Raw genomic sequence first — 18158 nt, 5'->3', positions numbered from 1 at the left:
CGCGACTGTTCTTACCGCAACCAGTCGAACCAGCCGCCCTTCTTGCCCTCGGCCTTTGCCTTGAGGGCGCGTTCTTTCTTGTATTCGTCCTCGCCAAGTTCGTTCTGCGGCGCGGCATCGGAGGCGACACGGTAGGCCAATGGCGGCTCGCTGAGGTATTTGCGCGTGTTCGGATCGCCCTGCTTGCTGTCGGCAAGGCGGCGCTGGATCTCGGCGGCGCGGCCCTTGTCGGAATCGGCGGGTTTCCACGCCGGCGGGTGGCTGGATCCTGATTCCTCCATCGCCCTTTTCACAGAAGCCGGATCCGTCTGCACGTCGTCGACGATCTCCGACTGGTAGGCCGGGTCATTCTGGTGGGCAGTGGCGTCGGCGCGCAGGCGCGCGCGGCGCTGCTCGGGCGATTCGGGCCAGCCGGCGTTTGCCGTCTGAATGCTTTCCTGCGGGGCAGGCAGCGCTTCCTTCTGGCCAGGTGCAGGCTTCACCAAGGTAGGACGCGGCTTGTAGTCGATCGGGTCCCTGCGCTTCGGCGCGAAGGAGACAGCGCCTGTCAGATCGCCGGCCAGTTGTTCGGCGGCGGTCTTGTCGGTGCCATAGGTCGGAGAGCCCATGCAGCCCGATAGAGCGAGGCCCGATGCGACAAGCGGCGCCAGCAGCGCAAGGCGCGCGTTATATCTTTCGGTCATGCCAAAAAGTCCCACTCTAGACAGCCTCTCGATCGCACCGGCTTTGTGTCCGGTCCCCATCGTGCAAGCACTTGCGACGGAAATCCGGCGACAATTTGTCTTCCGGAGTTTCGCGTGTTTACCTCAACCACTCGTTAAGGGCAACGCGCGGGCGGATTTGCACCGCCCGGCGTGGCGTTCGTGCACTATTGATTGGTGCATGCCATTGTCCCAAAACCGCTATGCACTTTTGGGCGACATGCATCAGACCCTTCCCAGCGCCTTCAACTCGTGCAGCACCGCGGCATCACGGGCCGAGACATCCGGGAACTCCGGATCCTGCCCGACATCGGCCGTATAGCGCCAGGAACGCGCGCATTTGACCAGACCGCGATCCTCTGCTTTCTCCACCACCACGGCGACGCCCTTGACGTCGTCGAGGGCGAAGGCGGTTTGCGGCACCGGGCCATGGGCAATGACGAGATCGCTGGTGATCGCCATCTCGGCCATGTCGACGTCCGATATCGCCGCTTCGAGCGCCGCATCGTTGATCGTCACCACCGGTACAGCCTCCAGCGAGGAGCCGATGACCTTCTGGGCGCGTGCGATCTCGAGCGCGCCGGTGACGACACGACGCACCTGCCTGACCTTGCGCCATTTCTCCGCCAGCGCCTCGTTCTTCCAACCCGCCGGGATGAGCGGGAACTGGTCGAGATGCACCGAGACGGCATCGGGGTGACGGTCGAGCCATGCCTCTTCCATGGTGAACGGCAGCATCGGCGCCAGCCATTTCACCAGGCAGTCGAAGAGGTGGCGCACCACCTGGACCGACGCCTTGCGCTTCACGCTCGACGGGCCGTCGCAGTAGAGTGCGTCCTTGCGGATGTCGAAATAGAAGGCCGACAGTTCGACCACCATGAAATCAAGCAGCGCGCGCGTGATGCGCTTGAACTCGAAGGCGTCGTAGCCCTGGCGCACCACCTCGTCGAGCTCCGCCAACCGGTGCAGCATCAGCCGCTCCAGCTCCGGCATCGTCTCCAGGGGGACGTCCTCACCGTCGTCATGGGCGAGCGTGCCCAGCATCCAGCGGATGGTGTTGCGCAGTTTGCGATAGGCGTCGATGTTTGTCTGCAGCACGTTCTTGCCGAGCCGCTGGTCTTCCCAATAATCCGTCGTCACCACCCAGAGCCGCAGGATATCGGCGCCGGACTGTTTGATCACATCCTGCGGCACGACCGTATTGCCGAGCGATTTCGACATCTTGCGGCCATCCTCGTCCATGGTGAAGCCATGGGTGACTACAGTATCGTAAGGTGCCCTGCCCCTGGTGCCGCAGCTTTCGAGCAGCGAGGAATGGAACCAGCCGCGATGCTGGTCGGAACCTTCGAGATAGACGTCGGCCGGCCACTTCAGGTCGGGCCGGTCCTCCAGCGTGAAGACATGGGTCGAGCCCGAATCGAACCAGACGTCCAGAATGTCCATCACCTGCCGCCATTTGGAGGCGTCGTGATTGCCGAGGAAGCGTTCCTTGGCACCAGGCGCGAACCAGGCGTCGGCGCCTTCCTTCTCGAAGGCGTCCATGATGCGCTGGTTGACCGCCTCGTCCTTCAGGACATTGCCGTCCTCGTCGGCGAAGACGGCGATCGGCACGCCCCAGGCGCGCTGGCGCGACAGCACCCAGTCGGGGCGCTCCTCGATCATGGCGCGGATGCGGTTCTGGCCGGCCGCCGGCACGAAACGCGTGTCGTCGATCGCCTTCAGCGCGCGGCTGCGCAGCGTGCTGCCGTCGCCGAGGTCCTTGTCCATGTAGACGAACCATTGCGGCGTGTTGCGGAAGATGACCGGCTTCTTCGAACGCCATGAATGGGGATAGCTGTGCTTCAGCCGGCCGCGCGCGAACAGCGCGTTGCGCTTGATCAGCTCGTCGATGACCGCCTGGTTGGCGTTACCCTTCTTGCCATTGTCGTCGATGACGCGCGCAGAGCCACCCTCGCGATCCGGGCCGAAGCCCGGCGCGTCCTTGGTGAAGAAGCCGGCATCGTCGACCGTGAACGGGATTTCGGTGTCGATACCGCGTTGGCGCAGCGCGGGCGCGGCGTCCATCCACGCATCAAAGTCCTCGCGGCCATGGCCGGGGGCGGTGTGCACGAAGCCGGTGCCGGCATCGTCGGTGACATGGTCGCCCGCAATCATCGGCACCGGGAATTCATAGCCGCCACCGAGGCCCTTGAAGGGATGCGAAAGCACAAGATTTCCAAGCTGTTCGGCGCTGATGCCGTGAAGGCGCTTCAAGGTGACCTTGGCCTTGGCCTGGCTTTCCTCGGCCAGCGCATCGGCAAAGATCAGCTTCTCGCCTGGCTGCGGGCCAAACGCATTCTCGGCCGCCGTCACCTCGTAGAGGCCATAGGCGACGCGCGGCGAATAGCTGACGGCGCGGTTGCCCGGGATGGTCCATGGCGTCGTCGTCCAGATGACGACATGGGCATCGAGCAGGTCAAGCGAGCGTCCGCTCAAGTCCGGATCGAGTTCCGCCGGCTGGCCGTCCAGGACGCTGGCGACAGCGAGATTGGCCACCGGAAACTTCGCCCAGATCGTATCGGACTCATAATCCTGATACTCGATCTCGGCCTCGGCGAGCGCCGTGCGTTCGACGACGCTCCACATCACCGGCTTCGAACCGCGGTAGAGCTGCCCGGACATGGCGAATTTCAGCAATTCGCCGGCGATGCGCGACTCGGCATGGAAGGCCATGGTCGTGTAAGGGTTCTTGAAGTCGCCGATGACGCCGAGCCGCTGGAACTCGCCACCCTGTACCGAGATCCAGTGCGCGGCGAACTCCCGGCATTCCTTGCGGAATTCGTTGACCGGCACCTCGTCCTTGTTCTTGCCCTTGGCGCGGTACTGCTCCTCGATCTTCCATTCGATCGGCAGGCCGTGACAGTCCCAGCCAGGCACATAGTTCGAGTCATAGCCGCGCATCTGGAACGAGCGGGTGATGACGTCCTTGAGGATCTTGTTCAGCGCGTGGCCGATATGGATGTTGCCGTTGGCGTAGGGCGGGCCGTCATGCAGCACGTATTTCGTGCGCCCCGCCGCGCTCTCGCGCAGCTTGCGGTAGAGGTCCATGTCCTGCCAGCGCTTGACCAGCACCGGCTCCTTCTCGGGCAGGCCGGCGCGCATCGGAAACTCCGTCCGCGGCAAGTAAAGGGTCTTGGAATAGTCGATCGTTGATTGGTTCTGGTCGGTCATTGGTCTGCCATGTGCATGCCGGGCCACGTGGCTTGCGGCTTGGAATTCTACTTTACACGCGTGCCGTTTCCCAAAAACGGGCCCACTCCTGGGCGGCACGCCTTGATGATCTGGCCTTGATGATCTGGAAAAGCGCGAGAGGCCGCGCGCAATAGTCCCGGCTGCTCCAACAGCCTTCAGGCTGCCGGGAACACCGGGCTGGTAATTCGTATCGTCGGCGCGTGGAGGCGCGAAAAGCTCGTCATTGCTGGGCTTTTAGCGGAGAAGAGCGCAGGAATAAAGCGTCTCGTTCGATTCACTTACATCTTGAAGTCGAAGCGATAGGTGGTCGACACGCCGACCATGAACTGGTTGCGGTCGCCGCGCTCCTTGACCAGGCTGGAATCGGCGGCCGGACCCTCGAGGCGGGAATATTCGCCAAACAGGCTGGCGGTCATCGGGTCGGTCACCTTCCAGGTCACGGCGCCGCCGAGGCCGACGGATTTGAGGCCGCCGCCGGGATTGTACCGGCTCAAGCCGGAGGCCACGGCTTCCTGCGCGTCGACGCCGTAATAGGCATCGAAATAGTTCGCCGAGGCAAAAGACACGCGCGGGCCACCCGAAATCCTGACAGTTGGCGTCACGTCGTAGAAGGCATCGACGGCGATGTCGGCGACAAAGCCATTATGGGCACGGATGCCATGCCGCAATTCGGCCCGCGCGCGCATCCAGTCCGTCGGATAGAATTCGAAGAAGCCGCCAACCTCGCCGCCCCAGCGCACCGGGTCGAGCCCCTTGAGTTCGTCGGCATCGCCGTCGTCACGCGAGAACAGGAACTTGCCGGTCAGGCCGGCGCGGACGCCGCCGTCGTCGATGAGCGCCAGCGAAATATTGTCGTTGCGCGACGTGAAACGCGCCTGGGGACCGGCCTTGCCCAGTGAAATGATGGGCTGGGCGCTCAGCATGTACTTCTTGCCGCCCTCGAAATTGGGCGCCACCAGGCCGGTCGCGCCGACGGTCAGATACCAGTCGCCGGATAGCCAGCCGAAAGCGCCGTCGCCGGCCTCGGCCGCGCCCGACGTCGCCAGCACGACAGTGGCCACGGCTATAGAAATCTTTCCGACCTGACTCATGGTCACTCCACTAACACGATACAACCGTCCTGCGATGACAGCTTTGACGAGGCTTTGGTAAAATTTGATTTAAGGGCGAGACATCCGGCTGGAATTGCCTGCCAACGGGGCTGCGCCATCGCCCCAGCGGCCGGCTGGACGCGGGTCGGCACCAAGCATAACCTCGCGGCATCGCGGCGGTCTTCAACGGAGGTGGCGACATGACCTTGCACGGCGATGCACTGGAGAACGCGATCGGCAAGACGCGGGACAAATGGGGATGGTTCGTCGGCCTCGGCGTGTTGTTGCTGATCCTCGGCGGCATCGCTTTCGGCAATCTGTTCATCGCCACGGTGGCTTCCGTCTATGTCGTGGGTTGGCTGATGCTGGTGGCCGGCATCATCGAGATCATGCATGCTTTCGGGGTCAAGACCTGGGGACGCTTCTTCTACTGGCTGCTCAGCGGACTGCTTTATGCGGTCGCCGGTTTTTTCGCGTTCGACAATCCGCTGCTGGCCTCGGCGGTGCTGACCTTCCTGCTGGCCGTCGCGCTCGTCGCTTCCGGCGCGCTGCGGGCCTGGGTCGGCTACAGCCATCGTCCCGAGCGCGGCTGGGGCTGGATCGTCGCGGCGGGCGTCATCAGCGTGCTTGCGGGCCTGATCATCGCCATGGGCTGGCCGGTCAACAGCCTTTGGGTGCTCGGACTGTTCCTGGCGATCGACCTGATCTTCCAGGGCTGGACCTTTATCGCCGTCGGTTTGGCCCTGAAGAAGTAGCTCAGAACGCCACGGATGCGTCGAGGCCGGACAGCGGCTTGACGCCGCCCAGCAGGGCGCGGGCCTCGACTTCATCGCGCTTCATCTGCACGACCAGTGCGTCGAGCCCGTCGAACTTGATCTCGCTGCGCAGGAAGCCGAAGAACGAGACCTCGCAAGTCTCGCCATAAAGGTTACCGGAAAAATCGAAGACGAAGGTTTCCAGGAGCGGCGCGCCATGGTCGTCGACGGTCGGCCGGCGGCCAAAGCTGGCGACGCCGTCGTGCAGCGTACCGTCGGCGCGCCGGAAGCGTACCGCGTAAATACCTTCCTTGAGCGTGGCTGCCGCCGGAAGCCTCATATTGGCGGTGGGAAAGCCGAGCGTCCGCCCGAGCTGCTGGCCGCCGACAACCTCGCTTTCCACCGTGAAGCGATAGCCGAGCAGACCGGCGGCCTCGGCCACCTCGCCCTCGCAAAGCAAGGCACGGATACGGCTCGACGAAACCACCTCGGCGCCTTCGTCGCGAAAGGCGTCGACGAGGGTGACACCGAAGCCATGGCGCTCGCCCGCGGCCATCAGATAGGCCGGCCCGCCCTGGCGGTCCTTGCCGAAATGGAAATCGAAACCGGTCACGGCGTGGGTGATGCCAAGCGTCTTTTCCAGCACGTCGGTGACGAAGACTTCCGCCGACAGCGAGGCGAAGTCGCGCGTGAAAGGTTGCTCGACCAGCGCGGCAAAGCCCAGCAGCGACAGGAGCCGCGCCTTCATCGGCGGCGGCGTCAGCACGAAAAGGGGCAAGTCAGGCTTGAAAACCGTTCGCGGGTGCGGTTCGAAGGTCAGCACCAGCGCCGGCACGCCATGCCGCTCGGCCTCGGCCAAGGCGCGTTCGAGCACGGCCTGATGGCCACGATGGACGCCATCGAAATTACCGATCGCCACGACGCCGCCACGCAGATCGGCGGGCAGCGGCGCGGTTGTCGTAAGATGCTGGAACGCGACCATCGCCACCTACCGCAGCCTTGCGATGACGGCCACCGGACGATAGCCGTGCCGCTCCAGGAAGAGCCCGAGCCTTGCCGGATCCGGCCGGGACGGGTCGCCATAGTCGCGGGCATGGATGCCGCCGGAGACATAGAGGACGTCGAAACCATTGTCGGCCGCGCCCTTGACGTCGGTCATCATGCCATCGCCGATCGCCAGTATTCGCGAACGCTCGACCGGCCGGCCAAGGATCTCGGCCACCTCCTTCATCGCGACCTCGTAGATCGGCGCATAGGGCTTTCCGGCGATCAGCGTGCGACCGCCGAGCTGCGCGTAGTCGCGCGCGAGCGCGCCGGCGCACCAGATGATCCGTTCGCCGCGTTCAACCATGATATCGGGATTGGCGCAGATGAACGGCAGGTTCCTGGCGCGCAAGCGGCGCAGCAGGTCGGCATAATCCTCGGGTTTTTCGACCTCGTCGTCGAACAGCCCGGTGCACACGACGCCGGCGGCCTCGAACTCCTCGACAAGTTCGACATCGAGGCCGTCATAAAGGGTCAAATCGCGGTCGGCGCCGATGTGGAAGATTTTGCGTGGGCCCTCCGCGATCAGGTCACGGGTCACGTCACCGGAGGTCACCACACGGTCATAGGCCGACGGCGGAACGCCGATCACGCTCATCTGCGCCACGACATCGGCGCTGCGGCGCGGCGAATTGGTGATCAGAACGACAGGAATGCCGGCCGCCCTTGCCGCCGCCAGCGCGGCCGCGGCCGCCGGAAAATGCCATTCGCCATTGTGCACCACGCCCCAGACATCGCAAAGAATTGCCGAATAGGCTTTCGACACGTATTCGAGCGAGCCGACGATTTCAGGCGAATCCGCCATGCCGTTTCCTTCAGTATGATCGTTGCGGGTGCGGCGGCCGACGGTTCGCCGCAGCCGGTTCGAATTATCCGAACCGGCCCATGCTGTCACCAGCTTTCGCCGCATCGGCACGAATTGCGGCGCAAGCCGCGGCCTTTGATTGGTTAGCGGTTGGTGAAGCGGCAACCCGGCAATCGAGCGGTTTCCCCAACCCGTCCTTCAGCGTTTTATGGAAAGCTAGCGTAGACCGGAGAATCCGCCGGCGGGGGCCGCTGCAAGACATGTTTGAAATCTGCCGTCAGTTCGGCCGCGACAGGCGCGGCAACTATGCTCTCATGACGGTGGTGGCGATGGTGCCGCTGATGGGCGGCCTGGCGATCGCTGTCGACTACACGGAAATGAACCGTGAAAAGCAGATGGTGATGAACGCGCTCGACGCGGCCAACTTCGCCACGGCCCGCAGGCTGACGGAAGGTGCGACCGACGACCAGTTGAGGGCCTATGCGCTCGACTTCTTCAATGCCAATTTGAACGATATCGACCCCGCCAGCACGACGCTCAACGTCACCTTGCCCAGCAACACCACCGGCGGTGGCCTGCTCACCATGACCGCCCAGCTCAACTACAAACCCTATTTTTATCCTGCCTTCGCCCAGCTCACCGGCAAGTCGGCGACCGATGCGAACCAGAGGCTCAGCTTCGACGTCATCTCGCAGGTGCGGCTGAAGAACACGCTGGAAGTTGCCCTGGTGCTCGACAATTCCGGATCGATGACCACACTCGGCACGGGCTCGGGACAAAAGCGCATCGATCTTCTCAAGACGGCTTCAAAGCAGCTCGTCGACACGCTGGCCCAGCAGGCGATCATGATCAAGCAGGTCGACAAGCCGGTGCAATTCGGCCTCGTGCCTTTTGGCGCCTCGGTCAATGTCGGCCCCGCGAACAGCAACGCGTCATGGATGGACACCGAAGGGCTTTCGCCGGTGTCAAACGAGAATTTCGACTGGTCGACGCTGAACGCCGCCGACAAATACGCCCAGCAGACCAACGGCATCTGGTACAAGCGTGGCACTGGCTGGGGAGCCGCGGAAGGCCAGATGCTGACCCGGTTTTCGCTCTATCATGACATGCAGGTCGTGACGAACCACGAACGCGTCGTCAACAGCAAGCGCGTCGTTTGTGTCGAATACTATTCGAACAATACCTGCAAGCGCAGCTATGACGCGTATGATTATGTGGACACCTATGGCCCGTTCGCCAGTTGGCAGGGCTGCGTCGAGGCACGGCCCTATCCTTACAACGTCAACGATACCGCGCCATCGGGCGGTTCGGCAAACACCGGCATCGGCGTCGGCGATCCGGCGACGATGTTCGTGCCGATGTTCGCGCCGGACGAACCCGGCAACCACTGGAAGGTAACGCAAGACCCCAAGGAGGCGACACCCACGACCTATGGCGCCGTCAACAGCTGGTGGAACGACGATCCATCGAGCAGCAGCGGCCAATCCCAGCTGCGCAACATGGCCAAGTATTTCCAGCCGCGGCCGATCGATGCGCCGGCACTGCCCGCCGGGAACGGGCCAAATTACAGCTGTACCACCAACCCGATCACGCCGCTGACCGATGTCAGCACCGCCGACGGGCTCACCTCGATCAAGGCGGCGATCGACCTGATGCAGCCCAGTGGCGGCACCAACGTTCCCGAGGGCATGGCCTGGGGCTGGCGGGTGGTCTCGAGCGGAGAGCCGTTCACCCAGGGGCGCCCGGAAACGGAAAGGGGCAACGACAAGGTGGTGATCGTGCTGACCGACGGTGCCAATACCTATTATACACCATCCTCGCTGGGCTATTCCGACCCCGCCAATTCGAAATCGACCTATGCGTCCTTCGGCTACCTCAACCCCGGCTACAACGGCACCTCGGTCGGGCGCCTGTTCATGGGCACATCGAGCGCCATCGGTCAGTTCGATTATTCGAATGGCAACTACACCAACGCACTCAACGAGCAGATGGCCACGCTCTGCAACAACGCCAAGGCGGCCAACATCATGGTGATGACGGTGGCACTCGACCTGTCGACGACCAAGGCCAGCGACCAGCTGGCGATCGATGCGCTGAAATCCTGCTCGTCGAATTCGCGCTTCCGCAAGGATGCGACGGATCCGAGCAAACCGGCGAAGCTGTTCTGGAACGCGACCGGCGCCAGCCTGGCAAACGATTTCAAGGAAATCGGCAACGAACTGTCGAACCTGCGGGTGGTCGGCTAACCCGAGATCGTTCCTCTGGCGCAACGCCTGGTGCCGCCAAGCCCTTGCAGACGCTCGTCGTGACAGGCACAGATTGGCCGCTGTCATGGTCTCTCATCCATCGCGGCGCGCTGGGGATCCAAGCAAATGCCCGATACCGCCAACCATCTCGCCTTCGCGCTGGTCTGCCTCGGCATGGTGCTGACGCCAGGCCCCAACATGATCTACCTGATCTCGCGCTCGCTGTCGCAAGGGCCGAAGGCCGGACTGATCTCGCTTGGCGGCGTCGCGGTCGGCTTCCTGTTCTACGTACTGTCGGCCGCCTTCGGCATCACCGCGCTGCTGATCGCGGTGCCCTATGCCTATGACGTGTTGCGCTTTGCCGGCGTGCTCTATCTCCTGTGGCTGGCCTGGCAGGCCGTAAAACCGGGCGGACGCTCGCCCTTCCAGGTGCGCGACCTGCCGAAGGACCGGCCGCGCAAGCTGTTCGCCATGGGTTTGATGACCAATCTGCTCAACCCCAAAGTGGCCGTCCTCTATCTGTCGCTGCTGCCGCAGTTCATCAGCATCGAGAAAGGCCATGTCCTGTCGCAGCTCCTGGTGCTGGGGGCGACGCAGATATCGATCAGCCTCACCGTCAACGCGATCATCGCCATGACCGCAGGCTCGATCGCCAGTTTCCTCGCCGGTCGGCCATTGTGGCTGGTGATCCAGCGCTGGATGATGGGAAGCGTGCTGACGGCGCTGGCGCTGAAGATGGCGACCGACGCCCAGCGCTGAGTCGTCACATCGGTCGGCGCGGAGGCCTGATCTGGGCCGGCTCGACCACCTTGCGGTAGAGATGCCAGGTGGCGTGGCCGAGGATCGGCATGACGACGGCCAGTCCGGCAAACAGCGGGATCGAGCCGACCACCAGAAGGGCCGCGACAATGAGGCCCCAGAGCGCCATCTGCAGCGGATTTGCCATGACCGCGCGCGCCGAGGTCTCTATGGCCGAAACGGCGCCGACATCGCGATCGAGCAAAAGCGGAAAGGCAACGACCGTGGTCGCCAACACCACCACGGCGAAGACCAGGCCGGCGGCGTTGCCGAGAAGGATCAGCATCCAGCCCTTGCCTGTCGTCAGCACGTCGCGCAGGAAGGCCCCGACCGAAGCCGGCGGCTCGCCGCCGAAAAGGCTGGTGTAGATCGACTGCGCCGTGAACAGCCATAACAGGAACAACGCGAACAGCATGATGCCGATGACCGCTATCGAGGGCAGCGCCGATGAATGGCGAACATCGAGCGCATGGCGCCAGTTGGTGTTCATGCCAAGCTCGCGGCGGCGGCTGATCTCATAGAGTCCGATCGCGGCGAACGGGCCGACCAGGGCAAAGCCCGACATCAGGGGATAGACGAGCTGGATGGCGTTGGAACCGGACGTCCACTGCGTCAGGATCAGCCCGACGACCGGATAGATCAGGCACAGGAACACGTAGTGCGAGGGCCTGGCCCAAAAATCCTCGGCGCCAAGCCTGAGCGCGTCCCAGAGGTCCGATGTGGAAATACGGCGAACCGCGGGCTGCACATGCATGCCGTACGCGTCCGCCATGACATGAAAGCCGGCCATAACCTTCCTCCCGTGTGTCGGGGCGGTCACCGCCTGGATGGCCGCCTTTAGCTGCCACTGAAAGAGCAAGCGTGACGATAGCAGATCTGGCGGCAATTGTCGCCACGTCAATGGCGGTAATCAGTCAGCTCCGGCTATCGCTTCCGGCGGCGTAGCAGAGGCATTCGTTCGGCGAACCATGATCTTCATTTTAGAAGTCATGCATTTTAGTGATTGCTTAAATTACTCGGAGAGACCCCGTGCCGTATTGGTCGAGCCTACAACATGGCGAGGGGCGATGTTCACGTTGAAGGACTTCTGGCCTTCGGAGCGCGGCAATTTTGCAGTGGCGACCGCCATAGCGATGCTGCCGATCATGGTTGTCGTGGCCGGCACCATGGACGTGACGGGCACGAGCGACGACGCGGCGCAATTGCAGAACTCGCTGGACGCGGCTGGGCTTGCCGTCGGCACACAGTACCTCCCCAGCATGACTGCGGGTGATGTCCAGGCGCTTGGGCTGACATTCTTCGCGGCCAATCTGAGCGTCGCCGACCAGCAGGAATATTCAGACAGCGTCGCCGCGTTTTCGGCAAGCGCCAGCGGCGACCCGAGCGCCTATTACATCTCGCTTGCGTCCAGCATCAACCGTCCGAGCTTCATCAACGGCGCGGCCCCTTGGCCGGCCCACCGGTCGGCCACGGTCAAGATGAACCCCGGTGCGCAGGCCTGCGTGCTGGCGCTCGATCCGCATGCGTCGGCCGCCATAAGTCTGCAGGGCTCGACCAGTGTCTCCATGAGCAACTGCGTGATCGCGGCGAACTCGGACGATTCCAGTGCCGTCAGCAGAGGCGGTTCCGCGCAGGTCTCGGCCGGCTGCCTCTCGACCGTCGGCGGCACTTCCGGGATTTCGCCGCCCAGCGCCAATCTCGCCTGCGGAACTCCGCTCGAACACCAATATGCGTCTTTCGACCCCCTGGCGGACGTTGTCCCTCCCGCCTACTCGTTGTGCCTGCCGGTCCCGAACGGCAAAACCTACACGCTGTCGCCCGGAACCTATTGCGACAAGACGTTGTCGGGAAACATCACGCTCAATCCGGGCGTCTACATCATGCGCGGCGTGACCATAAAACCGGGCGGCAACGGCAGCCTGACCGGTCAAGGCGTGACCATATTCCTCATGGAGGGTGCGCAGATCATCATAAATGCCAATGAAAAGGTGAACCTTTCCCCGCCCACCAGTGGCCCTTATACGGGCATCACCATTTTCGAGAACCATGGCAACACATCAGCCTTGACGCTGAACGGCGGCGCGAATTCCGTGATCAGCGGGTTCGTCTATGCGCCTGACGCTGCCGTTACCTTTGCCGGCAACTCGGATATGAGCGGTCAGGGCGACTGTTTGAGGCTTGTTGGCCTGACGGTGCAAATGACAGGAAACTCGTCCATCAAAACCGACTGCTCGGCCGTGTTTGGAGATCGCGAGATGTATGCCGGCCGCTATATCACGCTTGTGAAATAAGCGGCTAACCGCCATTTCGATCTCGGATTTTCATCGCCCTGCCCGGCAAAAGCCATGATCGCGGCTATCTCAGGCAGGCATGACCACTTCAAGACTCGAAAACGACCAGATCGCGAAGCTGAACAGGCGCACCTGGCTCAAGGCAGCCGGCCTCGCGGTTCTCGCCACACTCGCCGCATGCGGCACCGTTTCGCTGCCGACCGGGCAAGGTGCTGGTGTCTCGTCCTCCGCCACGGCCACTTTGGCCGGCTTGCGTGCCACGGCCGGGCGCGGCCCGCTGGCACCCGACGCGCAACTCGAGCAGGCCGCTTTGCAACAGGCCGGCTACATGGCCTCGCGCGAGCGCATGAGCCACACCACCGGCTGGGGCAAGGATTTCGCCTCGCGCATGAAGGACAATGGCGTACGAGGTGCGGCGGCCGAGAACATCGCCGAAGGCCGGTTCGATCAGCAGAAGCTGTTCGACATCTGGATGCATTCGCAGGGCCACCGGCGCAACATACTCGACCCGGACTTCAGCCGCTTCGGCCTCGCTTATGTGCGCGACGGCCGCGACCCGAACCTGCGCTATTGGGCCCTGGTGCTCGGGAAATAGTATCCCAACCTATTTCGTCGTCGCCTTGAATTTCGCCATCAGGTAGGGGCCAGAGCGCACGGGGCCATATTTTGGCGTCTCGCCATCGGCAAGGCAGGCATCCAGCACCTTGATCTCGGCATCCCAGTTCGGCTGGTGGAAGAAGGCCAAGGACTGGCGCCGATCCCGCCCGCCCGCTTCTGGATTGACGACACGGTGCACGGTGGACACCCAGCGGTCATTGGTCCAGCGCGCCATCAGGTCGCCGATATTGATGACAAAGGCGCCCGGGATCGGCGGCACTTCGGTCCATTCTCCGTCCGGGGTGATGATTTGAAGTCCCCGCGACCCGGCCTGCGGCAGCAAGATAGTCAGGCTGCCATAGTCGGTGTGAGCGCCGGCGCGGATTTGGCCGGGCTTTGGCGCGGCATGCTGCTCGGGATAGTTGAGCGCCCTCAGCGCGCTGATCGGCGCATCGAGATAGCTGTCGAAATAGGTCTCGGGCAGGCCAAGCGCGGTGGCGAAGACGCGCATGATGCGCAGCGCCAGATCCTCCAGGGCGGCATAATAGGCTTTCCAGGCGTCGACGAACCCGTCCGGCGCTTCAGGCCAGATCGTCTCGGCATAGCAGAAGGCGAGCGCCTCGGGATCGGACATGCCCGGTGGTACGCCGAGCGGGCCGCCATTGAAGCTTTCCTTGAGGTCCGGCGGCGTGTCGACATTGCGGGATTTGGCCAGCGCTTCGAGTTCTGGGCCCAGGTAGCCGTAAGGATAGCCGTTGTAGGGCGCCTTGGACCGCTGCTTCTGTTCCGGCGGCAGGTCGAAGAAGGCGCGTGCCTTGGACCAGGCGGCATCGATCACCGCTTGCGAAATGCCATGGTTCTTGATCGCCAGGAAGCCGGTGCCGCGGCAGATGCGGTCGACCTCGGTGCCCAGCGCCGCCTTCTCCGTGGCGCTCGCTTTCTCGAATTGGCCGAGATCGAAGACCGGAAATGTCGCGTTCTGCATCGTCCTGGCACTCGTCCGTCAACTGGCGAAACGATGCCGGCTCGCCCGGCAACCGGCTAGGACCACCCGATGCGGCGGTATGGTCCATATCGGCGGCAGGCGATCTGCCTGCGTCGGCCTAATCCATATGCGCTGCAGGCGCCCCGCCGGCCGGCGCCGTTTTCGGCTTGCGCAGCAGGAAGACAAACGGGATGGCGGCCAGCGTCATCATCATCAGTATTTTGAAGTCGTTGACGTAGGAGATCATCATCGCCTGGACATTGACCATGCGGTCGACCTGCGACAGTGCCGTCGGATCGCCGCCAGCTGCCGCTGGCGAGACCGCCCACAGATTGGGATTGAACGGGTTGATGAAGGTGGAAAGCTCGGCGTGGTTGATTTGCGTGTTGCGCACCAGAAGCACCGTCACGACAGATACGCCGATCGACGAGCCAAGGTTACGCACCAGGCTGAACAACGAGGTTGCATCGGTGCGGTAGCGGGCGTCGAGCGTGGCGAAGGCTACAGTCGACAGCGGCACGAACACCATGCCCATGCCCAGCCCCTGGATCACGCCGGAGCTGAGGATCAGCCAATTGTCCATCTGCGGCGAAAAGCTGGCCATGGTGTAGAGCGACTGCGCGGTCAGGAGAAAGCCGAAGACGACGAGAATTCTGGCGTCGATCCTGCTCATGAGCCGCCCGACGACGAGCATCGAAATCATCGTGCCGACGCCGCGCGGCCCGATGACGATGCCGATGGTGACGGTCGGGTAGCCGAAGATGGTCGACAGCATCGGCGGCAGCAGCGACATGGAGGCCAGGATCAGCACGCCCATGACGAAAATGAACGCCAGCCCGGTGACGAAGTTGCGGTCGAGGAAAATCTTCGGATCGATGAAGGGATGCTCCGATGTCACCGTGTGGATGATGAACACCCAGAAGCCGGTGAGCGAAAGACCAAGCTCGATCCAGATCTCGACCGAGGAAAACCAGTCGACCTCGCCACCGCGATCGAGCATCAGCTGCAGGGCGCCGACGCCGAGCGATATCATGGCAAAGCCGAAGAAATCGAAGCTTCGCACCCGCCGGGCAACGGCCGGCAGATAGGCGACCATGCCAAGCAAGGCGACGATGCCGACCGGCAGGTTGATGAAGAACACCCAGCGCCAGTTGAAATTCTCGGTCAGCCAACCGCCAAGCGTCGGGCCGAGGATCGGTCCCAGCATGATGCCGGCGCCCCATATGGCCATGGCCTGGCCATGGCGTTCCTTGGGATTGATGTCGAGCAGGAAGGTCTGCGACAGCGGCACGATCGCGGCGCCGAACACGCCTTGCATCAGCCGGAAGAACACGATGCTTTCCAGGCTCCACGCCAGGCCGCACAACATCGAGAAGATGGTGAAGCCGACCACCGCCATCAGGAACAGTTCCTTGCGGCCGAAACGGTCGGCGAGCCAGCCGGTGACAGGCGTCATGATGGCGGCGGCGACGATGTAGGAGGTCAGCACCCAGTTGATGTTGTCGGGCGAGGCGCCGAGATCGCCAGTCATGGTCGGCAGCGCGACATTGGCAATGGTGGTGTCGAGCGCCTGCATCACCGTCGCCAACATGAGCGCGACCGTGATCAGGCCACGATGCGGCACTTCTTTGAAGGGTTCGGACGTGCTCATGGCGTAGAACTTCCAGAAAACAACAGAAACGTGTAGAACGGGTTTCCGGGCGGCTATGCCTTCCGTCGAGAGACCTTCGTCGCGGTGGGACGCGATTATCGATGTGGGGGTTACATCGACTGAAAGTCTCTGATGAGCGGATGCCTGCCGCCCGGAAACCTGAGGACCGACGGGTCCGTGCCGAAGATTTCAGATTTTGGACAGCTGCCACGCGGCGCGTCCCAAATGCTGATTTTCGCCACCCCTCCCATCAGACCAATCCTGCAACTCGTTTCCAACCCGCCTGGTCCCCGCGGGCTTCCCTTGACTTACCGCGCGGGCTCGCCAGCCGTGGCGTGGCCGAAGATCGACGGCCAGCCGCGTGCCACGCCCGTATCGACGGTAACCGAAGCACTCATACCGGTACGCAGCGCCATCTTGGCGTCGGGATCGGTCAGTTCCAGACGCACCGGGATGCGTTGGGTGACCTTGACCCAGTTGCCCGTGGCGTTCTGGGCGGGCAGCAGCGAGAAGTCCGCGCCGGTGCCGGCACCGATAGCCTTGACCGTCGCTTCGAATGTCCTGCCCGGATAGGTATCGACCACGATTTCCGCCTTCTGGCCCGGCTGCATGTTGGTGAGCTGGGTTTCCTTGAAATTGGCGTCGATCCAGGTGTCGCCGGTCTCGACCAGCGCGAACAACGGTGTGCCGGAGCCGACATACTGGCCGACCTTGAAGGACGCGGCCTGATAGACGACACCATCGGCGGGCGCCTTCACCGTGGTCTGTGCCAGGTCGTAGGCTGCCTTGTCGCGCGCGGCGAGTGCCGACATCACGGTCGGGTGCCTGTCGGTTTCAATATCGGGATTGCCGCCGAGTGCCGCCTTGGCGCTGATGATGCCCTGTTCCGCAACAGCCAGTTGCTGCCTGGCCTTGTCGAGATCGTTCTTGGCCTGATCCAGCGACGACTTGGCGTTGATGCCCTTCTGGGCAAGATCGGCGGCGCGATCGAATTGCGATTGGGCATAATCGACCTCGCTGGCATCGGACTTCCGCTGCGACAGCGCCTGGCTATAGGCAGCACGCAACTGCTCGACATTGAGGCGGGCGGTGGCGACCGCGGCGTCGGCCTGGGCGAGCGCGATCCGGTAGGGCTCGGGGTCGATGGCGAACAGGAGATCGCCCTGCTTGACCGTCTGGTTGTCCGATATGGCGACCTGGACAATGCGGCCGGCCGTATCGGAGGCAATCGACACCTTGGCCTGCTGCAGATTGGCGTTCTCGGTCTCCTGGTAGCGACCGCCCGTGACCCAGACATAGCCGCCGCCGATGATCAGTGCCGCCGGCAAGGCAACCATCAGCATCAGACGGCCGATGCGGCGCTTCTTCTTCGGCGCCGGGATCGGCTGCACGGGGGGAGCTACCGCGACCGGGGCGACCGCCGGCTGGGCCGGCGCTTCCATCTCCACCTTGGGAGCGTTTTCTTCCACCTTGGCTACCGCGTTCATGCTGCCGCACCTTCCGTACTCTTGATCTTTTCAAGCGACGAAGCTTCGCCGTCCGTCAGATTCCGGACGATTACATCCAGCGCCCGGATCAGGACGCGTCGGTCTTCCGGCGAAACGCCGCTGAGCGATTCCTCATAGACTTCGCCAGCAAGGCTCTTGACGTCCGCATAGGCCGCGTTCGCCTTCTCGGTCGGGAAGATCATGCGCACGCGCCGGTCGGTCGCGTCGGAGCGGCGTTCGATCCAGCCGCCCTCTTCCATCCGGTCGACCAGGCGCGAGACGCTGATCGGCTCGATTTCGAGCAGTTCTGCGAGCCGCGCCTGCGCAACGCCCGCCTCCTTGGCGACGCGCACCAGAAGCCGCCATTGCGCCGAAGACAGGCCGAGCCCGCTGGCGCGCGCTTCAAAGCGCTTGCGCATCAGGCGCTGCACGTCGTGGATCAAAAATCCCAATCTGTCGATGCCATCTGAAACCAT

15 protein-coding genes are annotated in these 18158 nt (G+C 63.3%); 5 read left to right on the top strand and 10 right to left on the bottom strand.

What is annotated here, in order from left to right; translation table 11 throughout:
- Nucleotides 1-11: 11 nt before the first annotated feature.
- The 3 genes from LB569_RS04090 to LB569_RS04080 all read right to left on the bottom strand — a co-directional run bounded on the left by LB569_RS04090 (nt 12) and on the right by LB569_RS04080 (nt 5023).
- Nucleotides 12-683, bottom strand: a complete 672-nt coding sequence (locus tag LB569_RS04090) for a hypothetical protein (protein WP_140707115.1) — start codon at nt 681-683, stop codon at nt 12-14.
- A 243-nt stretch (nt 684-926) separates the two neighbouring features.
- Nucleotides 927-3911, bottom strand: a complete 2985-nt coding sequence (ileS, locus tag LB569_RS04085; protein WP_224691214.1) for an isoleucine--tRNA ligase — start codon at nt 3909-3911, stop codon at nt 927-929.
- 299 nt (nt 3912-4210) lie between these two features.
- The gene (locus tag LB569_RS04080) at nt 4211-5023 is read right to left on the bottom strand and encodes a MipA/OmpV family protein (protein ID WP_224691213.1); all 813 of its coding nucleotides are present in this window, start codon (nt 5021-5023) and stop codon (nt 4211-4213) included.
- 200 nt (nt 5024-5223) lie between these two features.
- Between LB569_RS04080 and LB569_RS04075 the strand changes: the two genes are divergently transcribed.
- Nucleotides 5224-5778 carry an HdeD family acid-resistance protein gene (locus tag LB569_RS04075; RefSeq protein WP_224541202.1) on the top strand — a complete coding sequence of 185 codons (555 nt, stop codon included), beginning with the start codon at nt 5224-5226 and terminating at the stop codon, nt 5776-5778.
- A gap of 1 nt (nt 5779) precedes the next feature.
- Here the strand turns inward: LB569_RS04075 and LB569_RS04070 are convergent, their stop codons facing one another.
- The gene (locus LB569_RS04070) at nt 5780-6760 is read right to left on the bottom strand and encodes a bifunctional riboflavin kinase/FAD synthetase (RefSeq protein ID WP_224691500.1); all 981 of its coding nucleotides are present in this window, start codon (nt 6758-6760) and stop codon (nt 5780-5782) included.
- 6 nt (nt 6761-6766) lie between these two features.
- Nucleotides 6767-7627, bottom strand: coding sequence for a TIGR01459 family HAD-type hydrolase (locus tag LB569_RS04065; protein ID WP_224691212.1), 861 nt, complete (start codon nt 7625-7627; stop codon nt 6767-6769).
- Between the two features lie 260 nt (nt 7628-7887).
- Here LB569_RS04065 and LB569_RS04060 point away from each other — a divergent pair, with 260 nt between their 5' ends.
- A complete protein-coding gene (locus LB569_RS04060; RefSeq protein WP_224691211.1) occupies nt 7888-9873 on the top strand; it encodes a TadE/TadG family type IV pilus assembly protein in 1986 nt (661 codons plus the stop codon).
- A 126-nt stretch (nt 9874-9999) separates the two neighbouring features.
- Entirely contained in the window at nt 10000-10632 is a 633-nt protein-coding gene (locus LB569_RS04055; protein WP_224691210.1) for a LysE family translocator, read from the top strand.
- A 4-nt stretch (nt 10633-10636) separates the two neighbouring features.
- On the opposite strand, the gene LB569_RS04050 is transcribed toward LB569_RS04055, so the two are convergent.
- The gene (locus LB569_RS04050; protein WP_224691209.1) at nt 10637-11461 is read right to left on the bottom strand and encodes a DUF2189 domain-containing protein; all 825 of its coding nucleotides are present in this window, start codon (nt 11459-11461) and stop codon (nt 10637-10639) included.
- Between the two features lie 277 nt (nt 11462-11738).
- On the opposite strand from LB569_RS04050, the gene LB569_RS04045 reads away from it, so the two are divergent.
- Nucleotides 11739-12962 (top strand): TadE/TadG family type IV pilus assembly protein, encoded by a 1224-nt coding sequence (locus LB569_RS04045; RefSeq protein ID WP_224691499.1) that lies wholly within the window; start codon nt 11739-11741, stop codon nt 12960-12962.
- A gap of 79 nt (nt 12963-13041) precedes the next feature.
- Nucleotides 13042-13557 (top strand): CAP domain-containing protein, encoded by a 516-nt coding sequence (locus LB569_RS04040; RefSeq protein ID WP_224691201.1) that lies wholly within the window; start codon nt 13042-13044, stop codon nt 13555-13557.
- Nucleotides 13558-13566: 9 nt separating this feature from the next.
- Here the strand turns inward: LB569_RS04040 and LB569_RS04035 are convergent, their stop codons facing one another.
- The 4 genes from LB569_RS04035 to LB569_RS04020 form a co-directional block, all read right to left on the bottom strand.
- A complete protein-coding gene (locus LB569_RS04035; RefSeq protein WP_224691199.1) occupies nt 13567-14544 on the bottom strand; it encodes an isopenicillin N synthase family dioxygenase in 978 nt (325 codons plus the stop codon).
- 118 nt (nt 14545-14662) lie between these two features.
- A complete protein-coding gene (locus LB569_RS04030) occupies nt 14663-16195 on the bottom strand; it encodes a DHA2 family efflux MFS transporter permease subunit (protein WP_224691197.1) in 1533 nt (510 codons plus the stop codon).
- Between the two features lie 308 nt (nt 16196-16503).
- On the bottom strand, nt 16504-17682 hold the full coding sequence (locus tag LB569_RS04025) for an HlyD family secretion protein (RefSeq protein WP_224691195.1): 1179 nt from the start codon (nt 17680-17682) through the stop codon (nt 16504-16506).
- On the bottom strand, nt 17679-18158 hold the full coding sequence (locus LB569_RS04020; RefSeq protein ID WP_224691193.1) for a MarR family winged helix-turn-helix transcriptional regulator: 480 nt from the start codon (nt 18156-18158) through the stop codon (nt 17679-17681). The genes LB569_RS04025 and LB569_RS04020 overlap by 4 nt, the downstream gene beginning before the upstream one ends.

This window comes from Mesorhizobium sp. BH1-1-4 (genome assembly GCF_020165665.1).
In the GTDB taxonomy this organism is placed as follows: Bacteria; Pseudomonadota; Alphaproteobacteria; order Rhizobiales; family Rhizobiaceae; genus Mesorhizobium.
This window is presented reverse-complemented; position numbering and strand designations above follow the sequence as displayed.